The organism is Aeromonas sp. SrichE-2G (genome assembly GCF_017939565.1).
GTDB lineage: Bacteria > Pseudomonadota > Gammaproteobacteria > Enterobacterales > Aeromonadaceae > Aeromonas > Aeromonas taiwanensis.
The window spans coordinates 814-22,168 of sequence record NZ_JAGKRG010000020.1 but is presented as its reverse complement, the minus strand read 5'-3'; the positions used below and the strand labels follow the sequence as shown (position 1 = coordinate 22,168).

The window sequence follows — 21,355 nt, the reverse complement described above, 5'->3', positions numbered from 1 at the left end:
GCCAATGCGTATCGAATCAGCCATGACGACGGGCGTGCAGGGATTCCAGCGGGCCGAGCAACTGGCCGGCCAGGCCTCCAGCCAGATCGCCCGTCTCAATACGCCGACGGGTGACCAGGTGCAGTTGCCGGACGAGCTGGTCAATCTCAAGGTGGCCGAAGTGCAGGCCGGGGCTTCTGCCAAGGTGATCCAGACCGCCAGCGACATGCTGGGCACCCTGATCGACATCCGGGTGTGAGATGAATATCAACGTCAGCCTGCCGTCGCTCATTCCCAACCAGCTGCAGCCGCAGACGGAATCGGCTCAGACTGACAACCGCCGCGCAGAGCTGGTGCCCCCCAGCCGTCAGGGCGAGGCATCCAGCGCCGAGTCCGGCGTCGGCTCCCAGAAAGAGAGAACCCGCACCGCCCAGGCCAATCCCGCCGCCCCATCCTCGTCCACGAAAGAGAACGGCCAGACCGGCTCCGTGATGGTGGCACACCGCTTTGTCGAGGCAACGGGGGAGGAGGGAGAGCGTCGCCAACGGCAGGATGCCGATCAGCAGGAACAGCAACAGCAGAAACAGCAGCGCCAGGTAGCTGCGCTGGTCGAGCGGGATCTCGAAGTCCGCAAGCATGAGCAGGCGCACCAAGCGGCCGGCGGCGAGCATGCGGGCAGCCCCAGCTACCAGTTTTCCCGGGGGCCGGACGGCAAGCGTTACGCCACCGGGGGAGAGGTCGCCATCGACATCGGCGCCATCCCTGGGGAGCCGGCAGCGACCATTGCCAAGATGCAGCAGGTGCGAGCCGCCGCGCTCGCCCCGGAACAGCCATCGTCACAGGACCTGAGTGTGGCCCATACCGCCTCCGCCAAGGAAGCCCAGGCCCGCAAGGAGCTGATGGTGCTCAGGCAGGACGCCATCGGCCCGCTCGGTGTCTATATGGATAGGCGCAATCAGGTGATCGCCCAGCACTACCAGCAGTCCGTGCGGCCGGCTGCTCCTCACCACTTCAGTCAGGACGTGTGATAAAACCCGCCCGGATGGCAGAGCAGAGATGAAAAAGCCCCTTTCGGGGCTTTTTGCATTTTCAGGGGCTTATTTCTTCAGCTTGGAGAGGGCGGCGGCGAAGGCATTGCCCATGGCGCCATCGGTCGGAGCGCTCTGACGGGGGACCGGTCTCGGTTTGGTGTTGCCAGTGTGACGCGGCTCGGACGGTTTGCGCGTCGGCTGACCGGCCTTCTCATCCAGACGCATGGTCAGGCTGATGCGTTTGCGCGGTGCGTCCACCTCCAGCACCTTGACCCGGACGATGTCGCCGGCCTTGACCACCTCGCGGGGATCCTTGACGAAGCGATCGGTCAGGGAGGAGATGTGCACCAGGCCATCCTGATGCACGCCGATGTCGACGAAGGCGCCAAAGTTGGTGACGTTGGTGACCACCCCCTCCAGCACCATCTCTGGCACCAGATCGCTGATTTTCTCCACCCCTTCCTTGAAAGTGGCGGTCTTGAACTCGGGGCGCGGGTCGCGGCCCGGTTTGTCCAGCTCGACGATGATGTCGGTGACAGTGGGGACGCCAAACTGCTCGTCCGTGTAGTCGGAAGGCTTGAGGGTGCGCAGCAGGCTGCTGTTGCCGAGCAGGCTGTCGACGGTCTGCTCCAGTTTGGCCAGGATCCGCTCCACCACAGGGTAGGACTCCGGGTGCACCGCCGAGCCGTCCAGCGGGTTGCTGCCGCCGCGAATGCGCAGGAAGCCGGCACACTGCTCGAACGCCTTGGGGCCGAGCCGGCTCACTTTGAGTAACTGCTGGCGGCTCTTGAAGGCGCCGTGCTCGTCCCGGTAGGCGACGATGTTCTGGGCCAGGGTCTGGGAGAGGCCGGAGACTCGGTTCAGCAGGGCGACCGAGGCGGTGTTCACATCCACACCCACCGCGTTCACACAATCCTCGACCACGGCATCGAGCCGGCGGGCCAGCTGGCTCTGACCGACGTCGTGCTGATACTGGCCGACGCCGATGCTCTTGGGATCGATCTTGACCAGCTCGGCCAGAGGATCCTGCAGACGGCGGGCGATGGAGACGGCGCCGCGCAGGGAGACGTCCAGATCCGGGAACTCCAGGGACGCGAGCTCGGAGGCGGAGTAGACAGACGCCCCGGCCTCGCTCACCACGATTTTCTGGGCCTTGGCGGCCGGGTAGCGCTCGAACAGGTCGCTCACCAGGCGGTCGGTCTCCCGCGAGGCGGTGCCGTTGCCGATGCTGATGAGCTCGACCCTGTGTTTCTGGCACAGCTCGCTCAGGGTCTTGAGACTCTGGTCCACCTGGCGCTTGGGTTCGAACGGATAGATGGTCGCGGTATCGACCAGCTTGCCGGTGGCATCCACCACGGCCACCTTGACCCCGGTACGGATGCCGGGATCCAGCCCCATGGTGCAGCGCATGCCGGCCGGTGCCGCCATCAGCAGATCCTTGAGGTTCATGGCGAACACCTTGATCGCCTCCTCTTCTGCGGATTCGCGGATGCGGCCGATGAGCTCGGTCTCCATCTGGAGCGACAGCTTGATCTTCCAGGTCCAGCTCACCACCCCCTGCAGCCACTTGTCGGCCGGGCGGCTCTGCAGATTGAGCTTGAGATGATGGGCGATGATCCCCTCACAGGGGCTGGTAGCCTCATCGTCGCCAGCGACCAGCGCCAGGTTGAGCATCCCTTCGTTGCGGCCGCGCAGCATGGCCAGCACCCGGTGGGAGGGGGCCTTGTGCAGGGGCTCGTCGTGCTCGAAGTAGTCCTTGAACTTAGCCCCTTCCTGCTCCTTGCCTGCCACCACGCGGGCGCGCAGGGTGGCGTTTTGCCACAGATAGCCCCGCAGCTTCTCAAGGAGATCCGCCTGCTCGGCGAAGCGCTCCATCAATATGTAACGAGCACCGTCGAGGGCGGCCTTGCTGTCGGTGATCCCCTGCTCGGCATTGAGGAAGCGGACTGCCTCCTGCTCGGGATCTTTCATCGGGTCGCTCAGCAGCAGGTTGGCCAGCGGCTCTAGCCCCGCCTCGATGGCCATCTGTCCCTTGGTGCGGCGTTTGGGCTTGTAGGGGAGGTAGAGATCTTCGAGCCGGGTCTTGCTGTCGGCCTCGTTCAGTTCGCGCATCAGTTCGGGGGTGAGCTTGCCCTGTTCCTCAATGGAGCGGAGGATCACCTGGCGGCGATCCGCCAGTTCACGCAGGTAGCCGAGGCGGCTCTCCAGGGTACGCAGCTGGCTGTCGTCCAGGCCACCGGTCACCTCTTTGCGGTAACGGGCGATGAAGGGAACGGTGGCGCCTTCGTCCAGCAGGCGAACGGCGGCCTGCACCTGTTCCGGGCGGGCATTCAGCTCACCGGCAATCTGATGTTCTATTACGTGACTTTGCATCGAAGATCTCTTGGTCGGGTCCTGTCTAACTGGCCAGTGCGGGGCTATGTCGCCGAACAGGGGGTCTGTCCTGGCGATACTGTAGATACCTGCCAGGCCACTGCCGCGCGGGCCGGTTGGCGCCGCAAGGCGCCGGGTGTGAGCACTATATGGGCTCAGGTAACGGGATGCCACCCCGGCAGAGAGGGCAGTGAGCCTCCCCGGCTGGCAGGGGTGGCTGGCCCATGCCGACAGAAGGGAGCACGTCAGCGGTTCTGGTGATGGCGTGAAGCCGGCTTATTTGGGGTAGCTGATCTCATTGACGTACCAGCAGGCGTCACCCACTGGCGTGCGAACCATGGCTTCGTCGCCGATCTCTTTCTTGAGCAGGGCGCGGGCCATGGGGGAGTCGATGGAGATGTAGTCCTTGCGGCCGAAGATCTCGTCATAGCCGACGATGCGAAAGCGCTTGGTCTCGCCCTCGTCGTTTTCCACCTCGACCCAGGCACCGAAGAAAACCTTGCCTTCCTGGGAAGGGGAGTAGTCGACTATGGTGAGCTCCTCCAGGCACTTGCGCAGGTAACGAACCCGGCGGTCTATCTCCCGCAGACGCTTCTTGTTGTACTGATAATCCGCATTCTCGCTGCGATCGCCGAGGCTGGCCGCCCAGGCCACCTTCTTGGTGACTTCTGGCCTCTCCTCCCGCCAGAGCTGGTCGTGCTCCTGCCTGAGCCGGTTGTAGCCTTCACGGGTAATGAGTCTGGTTTTCATGGGGTTGTCACTCCCTGGCACGTTGCATCGTTGTGCTCGGGATCTTAGTCATTGCCGCTTTCCTGTCGAGCAAAAAGCGCAGAGGAGGTACACCCGTCAAGGAGGACATCTCCCCGTCGGACAACGATGGAGGGTAATAACCGGTAACATATTTATGCTTTGTGGTTGCAGGGGGGACCCCTAGTATTGAGGAGCAACAGAGAGGAGAGGTGGCAATGAGTCAGCAATACAAGGTTCTGGTGGTCGACGACGATCTGAAATTACGTTCCCTGCTGGAGCGTTACCTCACCGAGCAGGGATTTGTGGTGCGGGGCGTCGCCAACGGTGAACAGGCGGATCGTCTGCTGACTCGCGAGAACTTCAGCCTGATGGTGCTCGACCTGATGTTGCCGGGAGAAGATGGCCTCTCCATCTGTCGCCGCCTGCGCGAGGCCGGGAACCAGATCCCGGTGCTGATGCTCACCGCCAAGGGGGATGAGGTGGATCGCATCGTCGGCCTGGAGATGGGCGCCGACGACTACCTGCCCAAGCCGTTCAACCCGCGGGAGCTGCTGGCCAGGATCCGCGCCGTGTTGCGGCGGCATACCGTCGAGCTGCCCGGGGCGCCCTCGGCGGCCGAGAAGGTGGTGAGCTTCGGCGGCTATCAGCTCAATCTGGCGACCCGTGAGCTCAGCCGCGATGGGGAACCGGTCTCGCTGACCAGCGGCGAGTTCGCCGTGCTCAAGGTGCTGGTGAGCCATCCGCGCGAACCCCTCTCCCGCGACAAGCTGATGAACCTGGCGAGGGGACGTGAATATACCGCGACCGAACGCAGCATCGACGTCCAGGTCTCCCGCTTGCGCCGCCTGCTGGAGCAGGACCCGGCCCAGCCCCGCTATCTGCAGACCGTCTGGGGCCTCGGTTACGTCTTCGTGCCGGACGGTGAGAACGAATGAAGAAAGTGAGCAGCATGTTCTCTCGCATGCTCTGGTTTCTGGCCGCCGTGCTGGTGGTTTATCAGTTCGTCTCCTACGCCACCTTCTACAACTATCTGCTGGCACCCACGGTCAAGCAGATCAGCCACCTGCTGGCCAATCAGGTCAAGCTCATCTTCCCGGTCGACAGCAACCAGCTGGCCCTGAGCGAGGATGCCGAGGCCTTGGTCTATGTGGCGACCGGCAGCGACATCTATACCCAGAGCGAGGCGGAGCAGCACGGGCTCAATGACGCCAAGCCCTACCCCTATCTGGAGGAGAGCATCAGCCGCGAGCTGAAGGGGGAGACCCGGGTCAGGGTGGAGATCCAGGATCACTACATCATCTGGATCCAGCCGCCCCAGGCCAGCCAGATGTGGGTGCGCATACCCCTGACCGAGATCGAGGATGACGATATCGAGCCGCTCATCCTCTACATGAGCGTCCTGCTGGTGCTGACCCTGTTCGCGGCCTGGCGTTTTGCCCGCCAGCTGGTGCGGCCGCTGGAGGATCTGGAGGCGGGCGCCGTGGCGGTGGCGCGCGGCAACTTCCCCGATGCGCTGGGGGAGCAGGGCTCCCGGGAGGTGCGCAGGCTGACCCGCACCTTCAACCACATGTCCAGCTCCATCAAGGGGTTGATCGAGGAGCGCAACCTGATGATGGCCGGCGTCTCCCACGATCTGCGCACGCCGCTCACCCGTATCCGGCTGGCCACCGAGATGATGTCTTCCGAGGATGAGTACCTCAAGGAGAGCATCAATGCGGATATCGACGAGTCTAATGGCATCATCGATCAGTTCATCGACTACATCCGGCCGAACGAGGGGCTGGATGCCAGGCCCGTCGACCTGACCCAACTCGTCCACGATGCGCTCCTGATGCAGACCGATCAGGGACTGGAAGTGGAGCTGCTGTTGCCGGAGGAGGCGGTACGGGTCGCCTGCCATCCCATCAGCATGCGCCGCATCCTCAACAACCTGTCGGGCAATGCGTTGCGTTACGGGGCAACCCGGCTGCAGGCCGAGCTCAGGGATGACGGTCATTGGGTAAGGCTGCGCCTGTCTGACAATGGTCCCGGGATCGCGGAGCAGGACTATTCCCGGGTGCTCAAGCCCTTCACTCAGGGCAATGTGGCGCGCACCGGCGGTGGCAGCGGCCTGGGGCTGGCCATTGTCGCCAAGATAGTCTCCCAGCATCACGGCACCATCAGGCTGGGACGCTCCGAGCTTGGGGGCTTGCTGGTCGAGATGCGGCTGCCAAAAAATCAGCCGCTGGAGTGGATGGATTGAGAGAAGGGCGTATCCGTGGATACGCCCTTCTCATTCAGGCCCCTGTCTCGCTCGCCTTGCGGTAGCGCTTGCCGTATTTCAGTTGCTGGATCAGCAGGGCGGCGACGATCAGCACCAGCCCGATGGGGGTGGCGGGATGAATGGCCTCTCCGATCAACAGGTTGAGCAGTACCAGTGAGGCGAAGGGCGAAATGAAGATGAGGTTGCTGATGGGGGCCGTGTTGGTGGCGTGGCGCAGCGCCATCAACCAGAGCACGAAGCCGAAGCCCATCTCGAACAGCCCTACATAGATGGCCCCGGCCCAGCCTTGCCAGGCGGTCATGGCAAAGTCGGCGAGTAGCCAGGTCGCCACGACAATGAACGGCAGGCTGATGAGGAAGCCGAGTAGCAGGCTGACGATGGGATCCCCCTGGTTGCGGGTGTTGAGGATCCAGTAGCCCGCCCAGATCAGGGTCGACACCAGGGCCAGCGTCACCCCGAGCGGGCTGTCGAACTGCAGGCCGAACACATCCCCCCTGGTGGCAATCACCAGAGCGCCGAAGTAGCCGAGCACGATGGCGACGCCGTCGCGACGGCGCAGCTTCTGCCCGAGGAAGGGAACCGCCAGCAGGCTGAGGGTGATGGCCCAGGTGTAGTTGAGGGTCTGGGCCTGCTGGGCTGGCAGCAGGTCATAGGCCTTGAACAGCAGCAAATAATAAAGGAAGGGGTTCAGCACCCCAAGGGAGAGGTAATAGAAGCGACGGGCCTTGAGATAGGAGAGCAGCAGCGGCAGCTTGCCCTGACAGGCCACGATGCAGCCCAGAGTCAGGGTTGAGGTGCAGGCGGCGACCAGCAGCAGCTGTACCGGCTCGAAGTAGGCGAGGGAGATCTTGAAGGCGCTGGCGACCGTCGACCAGAGGGCGACCGCACAGAGCCCGTATTGATAGGCTTTCTTCTGATTCTTGAGCATCCACATCGTTCCGCTGACAGGGGGCGAGGGCGCAGTCTATCAGCCCATTTGCAACATTGTCGTTACCAGCGTGCGGGGAAGGGCGAGGGGGGGCTTTGCGAGATCCATCTGCCACACAAATATTGCGCACAATCTGTCCGCCTTCGCTTGCGTGAATTGAAAAAATCCGTATAATTCCCTCCGCTTGCCCATGAGGCAGCCAGACGATATGTCTGCTTGCTGAGCTTCCCGTTTACGTGTCGCCAGCCATACAGTCTCCCCGATATGGGGAGAAACGTGAAAAATCGCACCTCTGGCGGGAGTAATCTCGGTCGGGCGGTGTTGATTTATGTTCTTTTATCTGTTGGAGCTCTGTCAATGCAGAACCAAAGAATCCGTATCCGCCTGAAGGCTTTTGATCATCGCCTGATCGATCAATCCACTGCGGAAATCGTTGAAACTGCTAAGCGCACTGGCGCGCAGGTTCGCGGTCCTATTCCGCTGCCGACTCGCAAAGAGCGTTTCACCGTTCTGATCTCCCCGCACGTCAACAAGGACGCGCGTGATCAGTACGAGATCCGCACTCACAAGCGTCTGGTAGACATCGTTGAGCCGACTGACAAGACCGTAGACGCACTGATGCGTCTGGATCTGGCAGCTGGTGTAGACGTCCAGATCAGCCTGGGTTAATTACGGAAAGAGGTTGATAACAATGACAATCGGTCTTGTAGGTCGCAAAGTGGGTATGACTCGCATCTTCACTGAAGATGGCGTTTCTATCCCGGTGACTGTTATCGAAGTTGAAGCTAACCGTGTAACTCAGGTCAAATCTGTAGAAACCGACGGCTACAACGCTATTCAGGTTACCACTGGCTCCAAGAAAGCCAGCCGCGTAACCAAGCCGGAAGCTGGCCACTTTGCCAAAGCTGGTGTAGAAGCCGGTCGCGGTCTGTGGGAATTCCGCCTGAACAACGGTGAAACTTTCACTGTTGGTAGCGAGCTGAAAGTAGATCTTCTCGCTGACGTTAAGCTGGTAGACGTTACCGGCACATCCAAGGGTAAAGGTTTTGCCGGTACTGTTAAGCGCTGGAACTTCCGTACCCAGGATATGACCCACGGTAACTCCCTGTCCCACCGTGTACCTGGCTCCATCGGTCAAAACCAGACCCCGGGCCGCGTATTCAAGGGCAAGAAGATGGCTGGTCACATGGGTGCTGAGCGTGTAACGACTCAGAACCTGGAACTGGTTCGTGTTGACGCTGAACGCAACCTGCTGCTCATCAAAGGCGCAGTACCGGGTGCAACCAACGGCAACGTGATCGTCAAACCTGCCGTCAAAGCGTAACGTCTGAGGAGATAGTAATGGAATTGGTAATGAAAGACGCCAAGAGCGCTCTTGAAGTTTCCGAGACTACCTTCGGGCGCGAATTCAACGAAGCTCTGGTTCACCAGGTTGTCGTTGCATATGCCGCTGGTGCCCGTCAGGGTACTCGTGCGCAGCTGACTCGCTCTGAAGTGTCTGGTGGCGGCAAAAAGCCGTGGCGTCAGAAGGGTACTGGTCGTGCCCGTGCTGGCTCCATCCGTTCGCCCATCTGGCGTTCCGGTGGTGTGACCTTTGCTGCTAAGCCGCAAGATCACAGCCAGAAAGTAAACAAGAAGATGTACCGCGGCGCTATCCGTAGCATCCTGTCCGAGCTGGTACGTCAAGAGCGCCTGATCGTTGTCGAGAAATTCGGCATCGAAGCGCCGAAGACCAAAGAACTGATCGCCAAGCTGAAAGAGATGGAACTGACTGACGTTCTGATCGTGACTGCTGAAGTCGATGAGAACCTGTTCCTGGCTGCTCGCAACCTGTACAAGGTCGACGTGCGTGATGTTGCCGGTATCGACCCGGTCAGCCTGATCGCTTTCGACAAGATTCTGATGACTGCAGACGCAGTTAAGCAAATCGAGGAGATGCTGGCATGATCCGCGAAGAACGTCTGTTGAAAGTTCTGAAGGCTCCGCACATCTCTGAAAAGAGCACCATGGTCGCAGAAAAGCAGAACACTATCGTGTTCAAAGTTGCTGTTGATGCCACCAAGGCGGAAGTCAAAGCTGCAGTTGCGAAACTGTTCGAGGTCGAAGTTGAGACCGTCCGTACCCTGAACATGAAGGGTAAGACCAAGCGCGCAGGTGCACGCGTAGGCCGTCGTTCCGATTGGAAAAAGGCTTATGTGACCCTGAAAGCTGGTCAGGACATCGACTTCATGGGCGCAGCCGAGTAAGAGGAGTTCTGAAAAATGGCAATCGTTAAGTGCAAGCCTACTTCTCCGGGCCGCCGTCACGTCGTCAAGATCGTCAACCAAGAGCTGTACAAGGGCAAGCCCTTCGCCGCTCTGCTGGACAGCAAAAGCAAGTCCGGTGGCCGTAACAACAACGGCCGCATCACCACCCGTCACATCGGTGGTGGTCACAAGCAACACTACCGTCTGATCGACTTCAAGCGCGACAAAGACGGCATTCCGGCCAAAGTTGAGCGTCTGGAATACGATCCTAACCGTACCGCAAACATCGCCCTGGTGCTGTATGCAGACGGTGAGCGTCGTTACATCCTGGCTCCGAAAGGCCTGAAAGCTGGTGATGCAATCGCCTCTGGTGCTGATGCTGCCATCAAGGTGGGTAACACCCTGCCGATGCGCAACATCCCGGTCGGTTCTACCGTTCACGCCGTTGAGATGAAGCCTGGTAAAGGTGCCCAGCTGGCTCGTTCCGCTGGTACTTTCATCCAGATCCTGGCTCGTGAAGGTAACTATGTAACTCTGCGTCTGCGTTCCGGCGAAGTACGTAAAGTTCTGGCCGAGTGCCGCGCTACCATCGGTGAAGTGGGTAACTCCGAGCACATGCTGCGTCAACTGGGTAAAGCCGGTGCAAACCGCTGGCGTGGTATTCGTCCGACCGTTCGCGGTATGGCGATGAACCCGGTTGATCACCCGCACGGTGGTGGTGAGGGTCGTAACAAGGGCATGCAGCCTGTGTCCCCATGGGGCCAGAAGGCTAAGGGCTTCAAGACCCGTAAGAACAAGCGTACCGACAAGTACATCGTACGTCGTCGTAACAAGTAATTGTTAACATAGAGGAATCACCATGCCACGTTCTCTCAAGAAGGGTCCATTTATCGACCTGCACTTGCTGAAGAAGGTAGAGAAAGCGGTGGAAAGCGGGGATAAAAAGCCGGTTAAGACCTGGTCCCGTCGTTCAATGATCATCCCGAACATGATCGGTTTGACCATCGCTGTCCATAATGGTCGTCAGCACGTTCCGGTTTTCGTTACCGAAGAAATGATCGGTCACAAACTGGGTGAATTCGCACCGACTCGTACTTATCGCGGCCATGCTGCTGATAAGAAGGCTAAGAAGCGCTAAGGGATAAATGATGGAAGCTATCGCTAAACACCGTTATGCCCGTACTTCTGCCCAGAAAGCTCGTCTGGTAGCCGATCAAGTACGTGGTCTGTCCGTAGACAAGGCTCTGAACATCCTGACCTTCAGCCCGAAAAAGGCTGCAGTTCTGGTGAAGAAAGTGCTGGAATCTGCCATTGCCAACGCTGAGCACAACGAAGGTGCCGATATCGACACCCTGCGTGTTGCCACCATCATGGTAGACGAAGGTCCCTCCATGAAGCGCATCCGCCCGCGTGCCAAAGGTCGCGCGGATCGTATCCTCAAGCGTACCGCTCACATCACTGTAGTGGTATCCGACGCTAAGGCTGGGAGATAAGCAATGGGTCAGAAAGTACATCCTAATGGCATTCGCCTGGGTATTACCAAGCCTTGGAATTCTACCTGGTTCGCGAACACCAAAGACTTCGCTGACAACCTGTACAGCGATTTCCAAGTACGCCAGTTCCTGACCAAGGAGCTGAAAAACGCTTCCTTGTCCAAGATCACCATCGAGCGTCCGGCCAAGAGCATCCGTGTGACCATTCACACCGCTCGTCCGGGTGTCGTGATCGGCAAGAAAGGCGAAGACGTTGAAAAACTGCGCAAAGCTGTAGCCGCTATTGCTGGCGTGCCTGCTCAGATCAACATTTCCGAAGTCCGCAAGCCGGAGCTGGATGGCAAACTGGTTGCCGACAGCATTACTTCTCAGCTGGAACGTCGCGTTATGTTCCGCCGCGCTATGAAGCGTGCCGTACAGAACGCCATGCGTCTGGGTGCCAAGGGCATCAAGGTAGAAGTATCCGGTCGTCTGGGCGGCGCTGAAATCGCGCGTACCGAATGGTACCGTGAAGGTCGTGTGCCCCTGCACACCCTGCGTGCCGATATCGACTACGCAACTTCTGAAGCCCACACCACTTACGGTGTGATCGGCGTTAAAGTTTGGATCTTCAAGGGCGAAGTTCTGGGCGGTCTGGCTGCAGTCAATGCTGCCGCTGCTCAAGAGCAAGCTCCTGCAAAGCCCAAGCGTGACAACAAGCGCCGCGCTGCTAAGTAAGGAGATTCGGTAAATGTTGCAACCTAAGCGTACTAAATTCCGCAAGACCCACAAGGGTCGTAACCGCGGTCTGGCCAATGCCGGTAACGAAGTATCCTTCGGTACCTTTGGCCTGAAGGCGACATCTCGTGGTCAACTGACTGCTCGTCAAATCGAAGCAGCCCGTCGTGCCATGACCCGTCACGTTAAGCGTCAAGGCAAGATCTGGATCCGTGTGTTCCCGGACAAGCCCATTACCGAAAAGCCCCTCGAAGTTCGTATGGGTAAAGGTAAGGGTAACGTGGAATACTGGGTTTGCCCGATCCAGCCTGGCAAGGTTCTGTACGAGATGGATGGTGTACCTGAGGCTCTGGCGCGTGAAGCGTTTGCCCTGGCCGCAGCTAAGCTGTCCGTTCAGACCACTTTCGTAATTAAGACGGTGATGTGATGAAAGCCCAAGATCTGCGTCAAAAGAGCGTCGAAGAACTGAACCAGGAGCTGCTGGGTCTGCTGCGTGAGCAATTCAACATGCGCATGCAAGCTTCCACCGGCCAACTGGCTCAGACTCACACTCTGAAACAAGTGCGTCGTGACGTCGCACGTATCAAGACTGTACTGACTGAGAAGGCAGGTGCGTAATGACTGACAAGATCCGTACTCTGCAAGGTCGTGTAATCAGCGACAAGATGGACAAGTCCATCACTGTTGCTATCGAGCGCAAGGTAAAGCACCCGATCTACGGTAAGATCATCAAGCGTACTACCAAGCTGCACGTGCATGACGAGAACAACGAGTGCAAGGCTGGCGACCTCGTGGAAATCCGCGAGTGCCGCCCGCTGTCCAAGACCAAGTCCTGGACCCTGGTTGCTGTCGTAGAAAAGGCCTAATTCGGTACTTTATAACCCAAACGGCCCCCCATCGGGGCCGTTTGTTTTTTAGGCTACCTTTTCAAAAATAGCTGTGTTATAGTTTCGCGCCTTTTGAAGGCAGCCAGATCCCGAGAGGGATAAGAAGTAAACAAAGCGGAGCACTAAGATGATCCAGATGCAAAGTATGCTGGGTGTTGCCGACAACTCCGGCGCTCGCAGTGTAATGTGTATTAAGGTTCTGGGTGGTTCGCACCGCCGTTACGCCGGCATCGGCGACATCATCAAGGTTTCTATCAAGGAAGCCATTCCTCGCGGTAAAGTGAAGAAAGGTGATGTGTATAACGCGGTGGTCGTACGCACCCGTAAAGGCGTTCGTCGTCCGGACGGCTCTGTCATCCGTTTCGACAACAATGCGGCTGTGTTGCTTAACAACAACCAGCAGCCGATCGGTACTCGTATTTTTGGCCCGGTGACCCGTGAACTCCGTAATGAGAAGTTCATGAAGATTGTGTCCCTGGCACCCGAAGTACTGTAAGGAGTCGAACGATGGCAGCTAAAATCCGTCGCGAAGACGAAGTAATTGTTCTTACCGGCAAAGACAAGGGCAAGCGTGGCAAAGTCACTCAAGTTCTGATTGCCAAAGGTAAGGTAATCGTGGAAGGCATCAACCAGGTGAAGAAACACCAGAAGCCGGTACCCGCACTGGGTCAGGCTGGCGGTATCGTCACCAAAGAAGCCCCCATCGATGTATCTAACGTAGCGCTGTTCAACTCTGCCACTGGCAAGGCTGACCGCGTTGGTTTCCGGATTGAAGACGGCAAGAAAGTTCGTTTCTTCAAATCCACCGGCGAACTTGTGAAGTAATTGGAGTTTAACGATGGCGAAACTGCATGATTACTACAAATCCGATGTAGTAAATGAACTGACCAAGCAGTTCGGTTACAAGACTATCATGCAAGTCCCTCGGATCGAGAAAATCACCCTGAACATGGGTGTTGGTGAAGCGATCTCTGACAAGAAGTTGCTGGAAAATGCTGCTGCCGATATGGCTGCCATTTCCGGTCAGAAGCCGCTGATCACCAAAGCACGCAAATCTGTTGCGGGCTTCAAGATTCGTGAAGGCTACCCGATAGGTTGTAAAGTAACCCTGCGTGGCGAGCGTATGTGGGAGTTCCTGGAACGGCTGATTTGCATCTCCGTACCGCGTATCCGTGACTTCCGTGGTCTGAACGCCAAGGCGTTCGATGGCCGTGGTAACTACTCCATGGGCGTGCGTGAGCAAATCATCTTCCCGGAAATCGACTATGACAAGGTCGATCGCGTCCGTGGTCTGGATATCACCATCACCACTTCCGCGAATACCGACGAAGAAGGCCGTGCTCTGCTGGCTGCCTTTAACTTCCCATTCCGCAAGTAAGGTTAGGGTTATGGCTAAAACATCCATGAAAGCACGTGAAGCAAAGCGTGCGAAGCTGGCAGCCAAGTTCGCGACCAAGCGTACCGAGCTGAAAGCTATCATCGTTGATATGAACGCTTCTGAAGAAGCGCGTTGGGATGCTGTCTTGCAACTGCAACAGCTGCCCCGTGATTCCAGTCCGTCCCGCCAGCGTAACCGTTGCAACATCACTGGTCGTCCGCACGGTTTCCTGCGGAAGTTTGGCCTCTCTCGCATCAAGGTGCGTGAGCATGCCATGAAGGGCGAAATTCCGGGCCTCAAAAAGGCCTCTTGGTAAGAATCTCGGGAGTTAGACTATGAGCATGCAAGATCCGATCGCGGATATGCTGACCCGCATCCGTAACGGTCAGGCGGCGAGCAAAGTTGCGGTTTCCATGCCTTCTTCCAAGCTGAAAGTGGCTATCGCCAAAGTGCTGAAAGAAGAAGGTTACATCGCTGGCTACACCGTAGCTGGTGACGTGAAACCGGAACTGGAAATTGAACTGAAATATTTCCAGGGCAAGCCGGTTGTAGAACTGATCCAACGCGTGAGCCGTCCCGGCCTGCGTATTTACAAGCGCACTACTGATCTGCCGAAAGTCATGGGCGGTCTCGGTGTTGCAATCGTGTCCACGTCTAAAGGTGTGATGACCGACCGTGCTGCTCGCAAGGCAAGCATGGGTGGTGAGATCATCTGCTACGTCGCCTAATAGGAGGTCGGAAATGTCTCGCGTTGCTAAGGCACCCGTCACTATTCCTGCTGGCGTAGAGGTGACTCTGAACGGTCAGGAACTGTCCATCAAAGGTGGTAAAGGTTCCCTGGTTCGTTCCATCCACGCCGGTGTAGAAGTGACCAAAGAAGACAATGTACTGAAGTTCGCCCCGCGCGACGGCATCGCTGGTGCTGACGCTCAGGCCGGTACTGCCCGTGCATTGGTCAACAACATGGTAGTCGGTGTTACCCAAGGCTTCGAGCGCAAGCTGCAGCTGGTTGGTGTAGGTTACAAAGCCTCCATCAAGGGCAATGCTGTTGCGCTGGCACTGGGCTTCTCTCACCCGGTAGAGCATGCGCTGCCGGCTGGTGTCACCGCTGAATGTCCGTCCGCCACCGAAATCGTTCTGCGTGGTGTGGACAAGCAGCTGGTTGGCCAAGTCGCCGCCGATATCCGTGCTTACCGCGCTCCGGAGCCCTACAAGGGCAAGGGTGTACGCTATGCCAACGAGCAAGTGCGTACTAAAGAAGCTAAGAAGAAGTAAGGTAACACTATGGACAAGAAAGCAGCTCGTCTCCGTCGTGCTACTCGTGCTCGGAAAAAGATGCAGGAACTGGGAGCTACCCGTCTGGTTGTTCACCGTACCCCGCGTCATATCTATGCGCAGGTTATTGCAGCCAACGGTTCCGAAGTTCTGGCCTCTGCTTCCACAGTAGAGAAGGCCATCAGTGAAGCTCTGAAATACACCGGTAACGCAGACGCTGCTACCGCTGTAGGCAAGGCTATCGCTGAGCGTGCCATTGCCAAAGGCGTTCAGAACGTATCTTTCGATCGTTCCGGTTTCAAGTATCACGGTCGTGTAGCCGCTCTGGCTGCCGCTGCTCGTGACGCTGGTCTTCAGTTCTAAGCTAGGAGTCGAAGATGGCTAAAGTCGAATCTCAAGCCGGCGAACTGCAAGAAAAGCTGATTGCAGTAAACCGTGTTTCGAAAACTGTTAAAGGTGGTCGTATCATGTCCTTCACCGCGTTGACCGTGGTGGGCGATGGTAACGGCCGTGTAGGTTACGGTTACGGTAAGGCCCGTGAAGTTCCGGCCGCCATTCAAAAGGCGATGGAACAGGCTAAGCGTAACCTGAGCAAGGTAGAACTGAACAACGGCACCCTGCACCACCCGGTGAAAGGTGTTCACTCCGGTTCCACCGTGTTCATGAAGCCGGCCTCCCAAGGTACTGGTATCATCGCAGGCGGCGCTATGCGTGCCGTTCTGGAAGTTGCCGGTATCCACAACGTGCTGGCCAAGACCTACGGTTCCACCAACCCGATCAACGTTGTTCGCGCAACTGTAGACGCTCTGGTTCACGGTCAATCACCGGAACAGATCGCTGCCAAGCGTGGTCTGCGCGTTGAAGAAATTCTGGGGTAATGCGACATGGCTAACACTGTAAAAGTAACTCAAACTCGCAGCTCTATCGGCCGTCTGCCAAAGCACAAGGCGACTCTGCGTGGTCTGGGTCTGCGTCGCATTGGTCACACCGTTGAGCTGGAAGATACTCCCTGCGTACGCGGCATGATCAACCAGGTTTATTACATGGTTAAGGTGGAGGGCTAAGCATGCGTCTGAATACTCTGTCTCCGGCCGCTGGCTCCAAGCGCGTTAAGCACCGTCCGGGCCGTGGTATCGGTTCTGGTCTGGGCAAGACCGGTGGTCGTGGTGTTAAAGGTCAAACCTCTCGTTCCGGTGGCGGCAAGGTCCGCAACGGTTTCGAAGGTGGCCAGATGCCTTTGAAAATCCGTCTGCCGAAGTTCGGTTTCTTCTCTCGCAAATCTTTGGTTTCTGCCGAAGTGCGCCTGAACGAAATCGCCCTGGTAGAAGGTGATGTGGTCGACGTGAGCACTCTGAAGCAAGCCGGTGTTATTACCAAGAACATCGTGTTCGCTAAAGTTGTTCTGTCTGGCAACATTGACCGTGCTGTGACCGTTCGTGGTCTGTCCGTCACCAAGGGTGCACGTGCAGCCATCGAGGCCGCTGGCGGTAAAATCGAGGAATAATCAGTACAATGGCTAAGAAACCAGGATTGGATGTTAAAGCACAAGGTGGTCTGAGCGAACTGAAGAGCCGTCTGCTCTTCGTTCTCGGGGCAATTATCGTGTTCCGTGCAGGCTCTTATGTGCCGATCCCTGGTATTGACGCCGCCGTACTGGCCGAGTTGTTCCAACAACAGAAGGGCACCATCATTGAGATGTTCAACATGTTCAGTGGTGGTGCACTCTCGCGTGCTTCTATTCTTGCGCTGGGGATCATGCCGTACATTTCGGCGTCGATCATTATCCAGCTGCTGACTGTGGTTCATCCTGCTCTTGCTGAACTCAAGAAAGAGGGTGAATCCGGCCGTCGCAAGATTAGCCAATATACCCGTTGGGGCACGCTGGTTTTGGGAACGTTCCAGGCCATTGGTATTGCAACCGGTCTGCCGAATATGATGCAAGGACTCGTGACTCATCCGGGTTTGGGCTTCTATTTCACAGCCGTTGTGAGTCTGGTCACCGGTACCATGTTCTTGATGTGGTTGGGTGAACAGATTACCGAGCGTGGGATTGGTAATGGTATCTCGTTGATTATCTTCACAGGTATCGTTGCCGGTCTGCCTCATGCCATTGGCGCTACGGCCGAACAGGCACGTCAAGGGGAATTGCACATCCTGCTGTTGTTGTTGCTGGGCTTGATTGTTTTCGCAGTGACTTACTTTGTGGTGTTCGTGGAGCGTGGTCAGCGTCGTATCGTCGTGAACTATGCCAAGCGTCAACAGGGCCGCCAGGTATTCGCCGCGCAAAGCACACACCTGCCGTTGAAAGTGAATATGGCCGGTGTGATTCCTGCGATTTTCGCATCCAGCATCATCCTCTTCCCGGGGACCATTACCTCCTGGTTTGGTCAGGGTGAGGGCAAGGTCGCTGATGTTCTGCAACAGGTCTCTATGGTCCTGCAGCCGGGTCAGCCCTTGTACGAGATGCTCTATGCAGCAGCCATTATCTTCTTCTGCTTCTTCTATACCGCGCTGGTCTTCAATCCACGCGAGACAGCAGATAACCTGAAGAAGAGTGGAGCCTTTATCCCGGGGATCCGCCCGGGCGAGCAGACAGCACGTTACATCGATAAGGTTATGACTCGCCTGACATTGGCAGGTGCGCTCTATATTACCTTTATCTGTCTGGTACCCCAGTTCCTGATGACTGCTTGGAACGTACAGTTCTACTTCGGCGGCACCTCGCTGCTGATTATTGTGGTAGTTATCATGGACTTCATGGCTCAGGTTCAGACCCATATGATGTCTCATCAATATGGCGACGTCCTGAGGAAGGCCAACCTGAAGGGCTACGGCCGCTAAAGGTCGGCGTAGTTACGGAGTTAAGCAATGAAAGTTCGTGCTTCCGTTAAGGCAATCTGCCGTAACTGCAAAATCATCAAGCGTCACGGTGTGGTGCGTGTGATTTGCAGCGAGCCAAAGCATAAACAGCGCCAAGGCTAATTTTTTACGGTTAGTACTTGCAACAAATAGTTGTGCTGGCTAATATAGCCAGCCAACTTTTGTTGTGTATTGGTTGACCGCCACGTATCCGCTCACGGGCTTTGTGGTGGTCGTAATCTACTATATGTAGGAGTGAATAGTGGCCCGTATCGCTGGCATTAACATTCCTGACCATAAGCATGCAGTCATCGCGTTGACTGCTATTTATGGCGTCGGTCGTACCCGCTCCAAGGCCATCTGTGCCGCAGCCGGTATCGCTGAGAATGTGAAAATTAAAGACCTGGACGAAGCTCAGATCGAGAGTCTGCGTGAACAAGTAGGTAAATTCACCGTTGAAGGTGACCTGCGTCGTCAGATTTCCATGAACATCAAGCGTTTGATGGATCTGGGTTGCTACCGTGGTTTGCGTCACCGTCGTAGCCTGCCTGTTCGTGGTCAACGTACCAAGACCAACGCTCGTACCCGTAAGGGTCCGCGCAAGGCTATCAAGAAGTAACGGGAAGGTAGAAAATGGCTAAAACTCCGACTCGTGCTCGCAAGCGCGTTAAAAAGCAAGTGAGCGACGGTATTGCGCACGTTCATGCATCTTTCAACAACACAATCGTGACCATTACTGACCGTCAGGGCAACGCTCTGTCTTGGGCTACCTCTGGTGGTTCCGGTTTCCGTGGTTCCCGTAAGTCCACTCCGTTTGCTGCCCAGGTAGCTGCTGAGCGTGCTGGTGAGATCGCCAAAGAATACGGCGTGAAGAACCTGGAAGTCATGGTCAAAGGTCCGGGTCCCGGTCGTGAGTCCTCCATCCGCGCTCTGAACGCGGCTGGTTTCCGCATCACTAACATTACTGATGTGACTCCGATCCCGCACAACGGTTGTCGTCCTCCCAAGAAGCGCCGCGTGTAACGCGTTTAGCTACTTGGTCTAGGATTGTTGGAGAAAGAAGATGGCAAGATATATCGGTCCTAAGCTTAAGCTTAGCCGTCGTGAGGGCACCGACCTCTTCCTGAAGTCTGGTGTTCGTGCGATTGATTCTAAGTGCAAGATTGACACTGTTCCGGGTCAACACGGTGCGCGTAAAGCGCGTCTGTCCGACTACGGCGTGCAACTGCGCGAGAAACAAAAAGTACGTCGTATCTACGGCGTATTGGAAAAACAGTTCCGCAACTACTACCGCGACGCTGCCCGTCAAAAGGGTAACACCGGTGAAAACCTGTTGCAGCTGCTGGAAGGTCGTCTGGACAACGTCGTCTACCGCATGGGCTTCGGCGCCACTCGTGCTGAGTCTCGTCAGCTGGTGAGCCACAAAGCCATCATGGTAAACGGCCGCGTTGTGAATGTTCCTTCTTTCCAGGTATCCCCTGAGGACGTGATCTGCGTTCGCGAGAAGGCTAAGAAGCAAGCGCGTATCAAAGCTTCCCTGGAAGTTGCTGGTCAGCGCGAGAAGCCGACTTGGGTAGAGGTTGACGCTGCTAAGATGGAAGGTGCCTTCAAGCGCCTGCCGGAGCGTTCCGACCTGTCTGCCGACATTAACGAACAGCTGATCGTCGAGCTTTACTCCAAGTAAAGCTAGCTTCTAAAGAGAGGACACAATGCTGGGTTCTGTAACAGATTTTCTTAAACCGCGGCTAGTTGACATCGAGCAAGTTAGCCCGACTCACGCGAAAGTGACTCTCGAGCCGCTTGAGCGTGGCTTTGGTCACACGCTGGGCAACGCCCTGCGTCGTATTTTGCTGTCATCTATGCCCGGTTGTGCAGTTACTGAAGTCGAGATCGACGGAGTACTGCACGAGTACAGCAGCAAAGAAGGTGTGCAGGAAGACATTCTTGAAATTCTGCTCAACCTGAAAGGTATCGCTGTGAAACTGGAAGGCAAGGACGAGGTAACTCTGTCCCTGACCAAGTCTGGAACAGGCCCCGTTACCGCTGGTGATATCACTCACGGTGATGAAGTCGAGATCGTAAACCCGGAGCACGTAATCTGCCACCTGACTGGCGCCAATGCTGAGATCAGCATGCGTCTGAAAGTTCAGCGCGGTCGTGGTTATGTGCCTGCTTCTGCTCGTGTTCACAACGATGACGAAGAGCGTCCTATTGGTCGCCTGCTGCTGGACTCCGCGTTCAGTCCCATCGTTCGCATCGCCTACAATGTAGAGGCGGCACGTGTGGAACAGCGCACCGACTTGGACAAGCTGGTCATCGACATGGAGACCAATGGTACTCTGGATCCGGAAGAAGCGATCCGCCGTTCTGCCACTATCCTGGCCGAACAGCTGGAAGCCTTCGTGGATCTGCGCGATGTCAGCGTGCCCGAGAAGAAAGAAGAGAAACCCGAGTTTGATCCGATTCTGCTGCGTCCTGTCGATGATTTGGAGCTGACAGTTCGTTCCGCGAACTGTCTGAAGGCAGAAGCTATCCACTATATTGGTGATCTGGTACAGCGTACCGAAGTTGAGTTGCTTAAGACTCCTAACCTCGGTAAGAAGTCCCTGACTGAGATCAAGGACGTGTTGGCCTCCCGTGGTCTGTCTCTTGGCATGCGCCTTGAGAACTGGCCGCCCGCCAGCATCGCTGACGAGTAATCCAGATTACGGGTTTCACAGATTTAGTTAGAAGGATAAGGTCATGCGCCATCGTTTGAGTGGTCGTCAACTGAACCGGAACAGCAGCCATCGTCAGGCTATGTTCCGCAACATGGCCAGCTCCCTGGTTCGTCATGAGATCATCAAGACGACTCTGCCTAAGGCAAAAGAGCTGCGTCGTGTAGTTGAACCGCTGATCACCCTTGCCAAGACTGATAGCGTTGCTAATCGTCGCCTGGCATTTGCCCGTACTCGCGATAACGCGATCGTGGCTAAGCTGTTCAATGAACTGGGCCCGCGCTACCTGGAGCGCGCCGGCGGTTATACTCGCATTCTGAAATGCGGTTTCCGTGCTGGCGACAACGCCCCTATGGCTTACATTGAGCTGGTAGACCGCCCGGCCGCTGCTGAAGCAGCTGCTGAGTGATAAAAGAAAAAGCCGGGCTTGTCCCGGCTTTTCTTTTAATTGATTCTGAT

35 protein-coding genes are annotated in these 21,355 nt (G+C 57.0%); 32 read left to right on the top strand and 3 right to left on the bottom strand.

Annotation, left to right across the window (positions count from 1 at the left end):
• Nucleotides 1-4: 4 nt before the first annotated feature.
• Together J9885_RS14360 and J9885_RS14355 are read left to right on the top strand one after the other, a co-directional pair.
• Nucleotides 5-238: a flagellar biosynthesis protein FlgE gene (locus J9885_RS14360; protein WP_210549857.1), complete on the top strand. Its 234-nt coding sequence runs from the start codon at nt 5-7 to the stop codon at nt 236-238.
• Between the two features lies 1 nt (nt 239).
• Nucleotides 240-1,007, top strand: coding sequence for a putative metalloprotease CJM1_0395 family protein (locus tag J9885_RS14355; protein ID WP_210549856.1), 768 nt, complete (start codon nt 240-242; stop codon nt 1,005-1,007).
• 69 nt (nt 1,008-1,076) lie between these two features.
• On the opposite strand, the gene J9885_RS14350 is transcribed toward J9885_RS14355, so the two are convergent.
• Together J9885_RS14350 and greB are read right to left on the bottom strand one after the other, a co-directional pair.
• Nucleotides 1,077-3,383, bottom strand: coding sequence for a Tex family protein (locus J9885_RS14350; protein WP_210549855.1), 2,307 nt, complete (start codon nt 3,381-3,383; stop codon nt 1,077-1,079).
• 276 nt (nt 3,384-3,659) lie between these two features.
• Nucleotides 3,660-4,133 carry a transcription elongation factor GreB gene (greB, locus tag J9885_RS14345; RefSeq protein WP_210549854.1) on the bottom strand — a complete coding sequence of 158 codons (474 nt, stop codon included), beginning with the start codon at nt 4,131-4,133 and terminating at the stop codon, nt 3,660-3,662.
• Nucleotides 4,134-4,348: 215 nt separating this feature from the next.
• Between greB and ompR the strand changes: the two genes are divergently transcribed.
• Together ompR and envZ are read left to right on the top strand one after the other, a co-directional pair.
• Nucleotides 4,349-5,068, top strand: a complete 720-nt coding sequence (ompR, locus tag J9885_RS14340; RefSeq protein WP_210549853.1) for a two-component system response regulator OmpR — start codon at nt 4,349-4,351, stop codon at nt 5,066-5,068.
• Complete coding sequence (envZ, locus tag J9885_RS14335; protein WP_210549852.1) at nt 5,065-6,375, top strand: two-component system sensor histidine kinase EnvZ; 1,311 nt, start codon at nt 5,065-5,067, stop codon at nt 6,373-6,375. Before ompR ends, envZ begins: the two co-directional genes overlap by 4 nt.
• 34 nt (nt 6,376-6,409) lie before the next feature.
• On the opposite strand, the gene J9885_RS14330 is transcribed toward envZ, so the two are convergent.
• Nucleotides 6,410-7,324 carry a DMT family transporter gene (locus tag J9885_RS14330; protein WP_210549851.1) on the bottom strand — a complete coding sequence of 305 codons (915 nt, stop codon included), beginning with the start codon at nt 7,322-7,324 and terminating at the stop codon, nt 6,410-6,412.
• 357 nt (nt 7,325-7,681) lie between these two features.
• On the opposite strand from J9885_RS14330, the gene rpsJ reads away from it, so the two are divergent.
• The 28 genes from rpsJ to rplQ all read left to right on the top strand — a co-directional run bounded on the left by rpsJ (nt 7,682) and on the right by rplQ (nt 21,305).
• On the top strand, nt 7,682-7,993 hold the full coding sequence (gene rpsJ / locus J9885_RS14325) for a 30S ribosomal protein S10 (RefSeq protein ID WP_005307944.1): 312 nt from the start codon (nt 7,682-7,684) through the stop codon (nt 7,991-7,993).
• A 22-nt stretch (nt 7,994-8,015) separates the two neighbouring features.
• Nucleotides 8,016-8,648 (top strand): 50S ribosomal protein L3, encoded by a 633-nt coding sequence (gene rplC / locus J9885_RS14320; RefSeq protein ID WP_005307947.1) that lies wholly within the window; start codon nt 8,016-8,018, stop codon nt 8,646-8,648.
• A 17-nt stretch (nt 8,649-8,665) separates the two neighbouring features.
• Nucleotides 8,666-9,271: a 50S ribosomal protein L4 gene (rplD, locus tag J9885_RS14315; protein WP_025325386.1), complete on the top strand. Its 606-nt coding sequence runs from the start codon at nt 8,666-8,668 to the stop codon at nt 9,269-9,271.
• Nucleotides 9,271-9,570, top strand: coding sequence for a 50S ribosomal protein L23 (rplW, locus tag J9885_RS14310; RefSeq protein ID WP_342690021.1), 300 nt, complete (start codon nt 9,271-9,273; stop codon nt 9,568-9,570). The genes rplD and rplW overlap by 1 nt, the downstream gene beginning before the upstream one ends.
• 15 nt (nt 9,571-9,585) lie before the next feature.
• On the top strand, nt 9,586-10,407 hold the full coding sequence (gene rplB / locus J9885_RS14305) for a 50S ribosomal protein L2 (RefSeq protein WP_010672560.1): 822 nt from the start codon (nt 9,586-9,588) through the stop codon (nt 10,405-10,407).
• A 22-nt stretch (nt 10,408-10,429) separates the two neighbouring features.
• Nucleotides 10,430-10,708, top strand: coding sequence for a 30S ribosomal protein S19 (gene rpsS / locus J9885_RS14300; protein WP_005307960.1), 279 nt, complete (start codon nt 10,430-10,432; stop codon nt 10,706-10,708).
• Between the two features lie 10 nt (nt 10,709-10,718).
• Nucleotides 10,719-11,063 (top strand): 50S ribosomal protein L22, encoded by a 345-nt coding sequence (rplV, locus tag J9885_RS14295; RefSeq protein ID WP_010672561.1) that lies wholly within the window; start codon nt 10,719-10,721, stop codon nt 11,061-11,063.
• A gap of 3 nt (nt 11,064-11,066) precedes the next feature.
• Nucleotides 11,067-11,780 carry a 30S ribosomal protein S3 gene (gene rpsC, locus J9885_RS14290; protein ID WP_005331168.1) on the top strand — a complete coding sequence of 238 codons (714 nt, stop codon included), beginning with the start codon at nt 11,067-11,069 and terminating at the stop codon, nt 11,778-11,780.
• Between the two features lie 13 nt (nt 11,781-11,793).
• Nucleotides 11,794-12,207, top strand: a complete 414-nt coding sequence (rplP, locus tag J9885_RS14285; protein ID WP_010672562.1) for a 50S ribosomal protein L16 — start codon at nt 11,794-11,796, stop codon at nt 12,205-12,207.
• A complete protein-coding gene (rpmC, locus tag J9885_RS14280) occupies nt 12,207-12,398 on the top strand; it encodes a 50S ribosomal protein L29 (protein ID WP_005307965.1) in 192 nt (63 codons plus the stop codon). The genes rplP and rpmC overlap by 1 nt, the downstream gene beginning before the upstream one ends.
• The gene (gene rpsQ, locus J9885_RS14275; RefSeq protein WP_005307966.1) at nt 12,398-12,646 is read left to right on the top strand and encodes a 30S ribosomal protein S17; all 249 of its coding nucleotides are present in this window, start codon (nt 12,398-12,400) and stop codon (nt 12,644-12,646) included. Before rpmC ends, rpsQ begins: the two co-directional genes overlap by 1 nt.
• Nucleotides 12,647-12,794: 148 nt before the next feature.
• Complete coding sequence (gene rplN, locus J9885_RS14270) at nt 12,795-13,163, top strand: 50S ribosomal protein L14 (protein ID WP_005307975.1); 369 nt, start codon at nt 12,795-12,797, stop codon at nt 13,161-13,163.
• 11 nt (nt 13,164-13,174) lie between these two features.
• Nucleotides 13,175-13,492, top strand: a complete 318-nt coding sequence (rplX, locus tag J9885_RS14265) for a 50S ribosomal protein L24 (RefSeq protein WP_005307977.1) — start codon at nt 13,175-13,177, stop codon at nt 13,490-13,492.
• A 13-nt stretch (nt 13,493-13,505) separates the two neighbouring features.
• A complete protein-coding gene (rplE, locus tag J9885_RS14260) occupies nt 13,506-14,045 on the top strand; it encodes a 50S ribosomal protein L5 (protein WP_005307978.1) in 540 nt (179 codons plus the stop codon).
• 10 nt (nt 14,046-14,055) lie between these two features.
• Nucleotides 14,056-14,361, top strand: a complete 306-nt coding sequence (gene rpsN / locus J9885_RS14255) for a 30S ribosomal protein S14 (protein ID WP_005331161.1) — start codon at nt 14,056-14,058, stop codon at nt 14,359-14,361.
• A 19-nt stretch (nt 14,362-14,380) separates the two neighbouring features.
• A complete protein-coding gene (gene rpsH, locus J9885_RS14250; protein WP_033115584.1) occupies nt 14,381-14,773 on the top strand; it encodes a 30S ribosomal protein S8 in 393 nt (130 codons plus the stop codon).
• Between the two features lie 13 nt (nt 14,774-14,786).
• A complete protein-coding gene (gene rplF, locus J9885_RS14245) occupies nt 14,787-15,320 on the top strand; it encodes a 50S ribosomal protein L6 (protein WP_010672565.1) in 534 nt (177 codons plus the stop codon).
• 9 nt (nt 15,321-15,329) lie between these two features.
• On the top strand, nt 15,330-15,683 hold the full coding sequence (gene rplR / locus J9885_RS14240) for a 50S ribosomal protein L18 (RefSeq protein WP_010672566.1): 354 nt from the start codon (nt 15,330-15,332) through the stop codon (nt 15,681-15,683).
• Nucleotides 15,684-15,697: 14 nt separating this feature from the next.
• A complete protein-coding gene (gene rpsE / locus J9885_RS14235) occupies nt 15,698-16,198 on the top strand; it encodes a 30S ribosomal protein S5 (RefSeq protein ID WP_043763317.1) in 501 nt (166 codons plus the stop codon).
• A gap of 6 nt (nt 16,199-16,204) precedes the next feature.
• A complete protein-coding gene (gene rpmD, locus J9885_RS14230; protein ID WP_005307985.1) occupies nt 16,205-16,384 on the top strand; it encodes a 50S ribosomal protein L30 in 180 nt (59 codons plus the stop codon).
• A gap of 2 nt (nt 16,385-16,386) precedes the next feature.
• Nucleotides 16,387-16,824 (top strand): 50S ribosomal protein L15, encoded by a 438-nt coding sequence (gene rplO / locus J9885_RS14225; RefSeq protein ID WP_005307987.1) that lies wholly within the window; start codon nt 16,387-16,389, stop codon nt 16,822-16,824.
• Nucleotides 16,825-16,832: 8 nt separating this feature from the next.
• Entirely contained in the window at nt 16,833-18,161 is a 1,329-nt protein-coding gene (secY, locus tag J9885_RS14220; RefSeq protein WP_042652867.1) for a preprotein translocase subunit SecY, read from the top strand.
• Between the two features lie 27 nt (nt 18,162-18,188).
• Complete coding sequence (gene rpmJ / locus J9885_RS14215) at nt 18,189-18,302, top strand: 50S ribosomal protein L36 (protein WP_005319705.1); 114 nt, start codon at nt 18,189-18,191, stop codon at nt 18,300-18,302.
• 139 nt (nt 18,303-18,441) lie between these two features.
• Entirely contained in the window at nt 18,442-18,798 is a 357-nt protein-coding gene (gene rpsM / locus J9885_RS14210) for a 30S ribosomal protein S13 (protein WP_005307991.1), read from the top strand.
• 14 nt (nt 18,799-18,812) lie between these two features.
• The gene (gene rpsK / locus J9885_RS14205; RefSeq protein WP_005319702.1) at nt 18,813-19,202 is read left to right on the top strand and encodes a 30S ribosomal protein S11; all 390 of its coding nucleotides are present in this window, start codon (nt 18,813-18,815) and stop codon (nt 19,200-19,202) included.
• Between the two features lie 40 nt (nt 19,203-19,242).
• Nucleotides 19,243-19,863, top strand: a complete 621-nt coding sequence (gene rpsD, locus J9885_RS14200; protein WP_010672568.1) for a 30S ribosomal protein S4 — start codon at nt 19,243-19,245, stop codon at nt 19,861-19,863.
• Nucleotides 19,864-19,888: 25 nt separating this feature from the next.
• A complete protein-coding gene (gene rpoA, locus J9885_RS14195) occupies nt 19,889-20,878 on the top strand; it encodes a DNA-directed RNA polymerase subunit alpha (protein WP_005307997.1) in 990 nt (329 codons plus the stop codon).
• Between the two features lie 43 nt (nt 20,879-20,921).
• Nucleotides 20,922-21,305, top strand: coding sequence for a 50S ribosomal protein L17 (rplQ, locus tag J9885_RS14190; protein ID WP_005307999.1), 384 nt, complete (start codon nt 20,922-20,924; stop codon nt 21,303-21,305).
• Nucleotides 21,306-21,355 lie beyond the last annotated feature (50 nt).

Coding starts and splice junctions, on each gene's coding strand:
- J9885_RS14360 (WP_210549857.1), top strand. CDS start 5: ATGCGTATCGAATCAGCCATGACGACGGGCGTGCAGGGATTCCAGCGG.
- J9885_RS14355 (WP_210549856.1), top strand. CDS start 240: ATGAATATCAACGTCAGCCTGCCGTCGCTCATTCCCAACCAGCTGCAG.
- J9885_RS14350 (WP_210549855.1), bottom strand. CDS start 3,383: ATGCAAAGTCACGTAATAGAACATCAGATTGCCGGTGAGCTGAATGCC.
- greB (WP_210549854.1), bottom strand. CDS start 4,133: ATGAAAACCAGACTCATTACCCGTGAAGGCTACAACCGGCTCAGGCAG.
- ompR (WP_210549853.1), top strand. CDS start 4,349: ATGAGTCAGCAATACAAGGTTCTGGTGGTCGACGACGATCTGAAATTA.
- envZ (WP_210549852.1), top strand. CDS start 5,065: ATGAAGAAAGTGAGCAGCATGTTCTCTCGCATGCTCTGGTTTCTGGCC.
- J9885_RS14330 (WP_210549851.1), bottom strand. CDS start 7,324: ATGCTCAAGAATCAGAAGAAAGCCTATCAATACGGGCTCTGTGCGGTC.
- rpsJ (WP_005307944.1), top strand. CDS start 7,682: ATGCAGAACCAAAGAATCCGTATCCGCCTGAAGGCTTTTGATCATCGC.
- rplC (WP_005307947.1), top strand. CDS start 8,016: ATGACAATCGGTCTTGTAGGTCGCAAAGTGGGTATGACTCGCATCTTC.
- rplD (WP_025325386.1), top strand. CDS start 8,666: ATGGAATTGGTAATGAAAGACGCCAAGAGCGCTCTTGAAGTTTCCGAG.
- rplB (WP_010672560.1), top strand. CDS start 9,586: ATGGCAATCGTTAAGTGCAAGCCTACTTCTCCGGGCCGCCGTCACGTC.
- rpsS (WP_005307960.1), top strand. CDS start 10,430: ATGCCACGTTCTCTCAAGAAGGGTCCATTTATCGACCTGCACTTGCTG.
- rplV (WP_010672561.1), top strand. CDS start 10,719: ATGGAAGCTATCGCTAAACACCGTTATGCCCGTACTTCTGCCCAGAAA.
- rpsC (WP_005331168.1), top strand. CDS start 11,067: ATGGGTCAGAAAGTACATCCTAATGGCATTCGCCTGGGTATTACCAAG.
- rplP (WP_010672562.1), top strand. CDS start 11,794: ATGTTGCAACCTAAGCGTACTAAATTCCGCAAGACCCACAAGGGTCGT.
- rpmC (WP_005307965.1), top strand. CDS start 12,207: ATGAAAGCCCAAGATCTGCGTCAAAAGAGCGTCGAAGAACTGAACCAG.
- rpsQ (WP_005307966.1), top strand. CDS start 12,398: ATGACTGACAAGATCCGTACTCTGCAAGGTCGTGTAATCAGCGACAAG.
- rplN (WP_005307975.1), top strand. CDS start 12,795: ATGATCCAGATGCAAAGTATGCTGGGTGTTGCCGACAACTCCGGCGCT.
- rplX (WP_005307977.1), top strand. CDS start 13,175: ATGGCAGCTAAAATCCGTCGCGAAGACGAAGTAATTGTTCTTACCGGC.
- rplE (WP_005307978.1), top strand. CDS start 13,506: ATGGCGAAACTGCATGATTACTACAAATCCGATGTAGTAAATGAACTG.
- rpsN (WP_005331161.1), top strand. CDS start 14,056: ATGGCTAAAACATCCATGAAAGCACGTGAAGCAAAGCGTGCGAAGCTG.
- rpsH (WP_033115584.1), top strand. CDS start 14,381: ATGAGCATGCAAGATCCGATCGCGGATATGCTGACCCGCATCCGTAAC.
- rplF (WP_010672565.1), top strand. CDS start 14,787: ATGTCTCGCGTTGCTAAGGCACCCGTCACTATTCCTGCTGGCGTAGAG.
- rplR (WP_010672566.1), top strand. CDS start 15,330: ATGGACAAGAAAGCAGCTCGTCTCCGTCGTGCTACTCGTGCTCGGAAA.
- rpsE (WP_043763317.1), top strand. CDS start 15,698: ATGGCTAAAGTCGAATCTCAAGCCGGCGAACTGCAAGAAAAGCTGATT.
- rpmD (WP_005307985.1), top strand. CDS start 16,205: ATGGCTAACACTGTAAAAGTAACTCAAACTCGCAGCTCTATCGGCCGT.
- rplO (WP_005307987.1), top strand. CDS start 16,387: ATGCGTCTGAATACTCTGTCTCCGGCCGCTGGCTCCAAGCGCGTTAAG.
- secY (WP_042652867.1), top strand. CDS start 16,833: ATGGCTAAGAAACCAGGATTGGATGTTAAAGCACAAGGTGGTCTGAGC.
- rpmJ (WP_005319705.1), top strand. CDS start 18,189: ATGAAAGTTCGTGCTTCCGTTAAGGCAATCTGCCGTAACTGCAAAATC.
- rpsK (WP_005319702.1), top strand. CDS start 18,813: ATGGCTAAAACTCCGACTCGTGCTCGCAAGCGCGTTAAAAAGCAAGTG.
- rpsD (WP_010672568.1), top strand. CDS start 19,243: ATGGCAAGATATATCGGTCCTAAGCTTAAGCTTAGCCGTCGTGAGGGC.
- rpoA (WP_005307997.1), top strand. CDS start 19,889: ATGCTGGGTTCTGTAACAGATTTTCTTAAACCGCGGCTAGTTGACATC.
- rplQ (WP_005307999.1), top strand. CDS start 20,922: ATGCGCCATCGTTTGAGTGGTCGTCAACTGAACCGGAACAGCAGCCAT.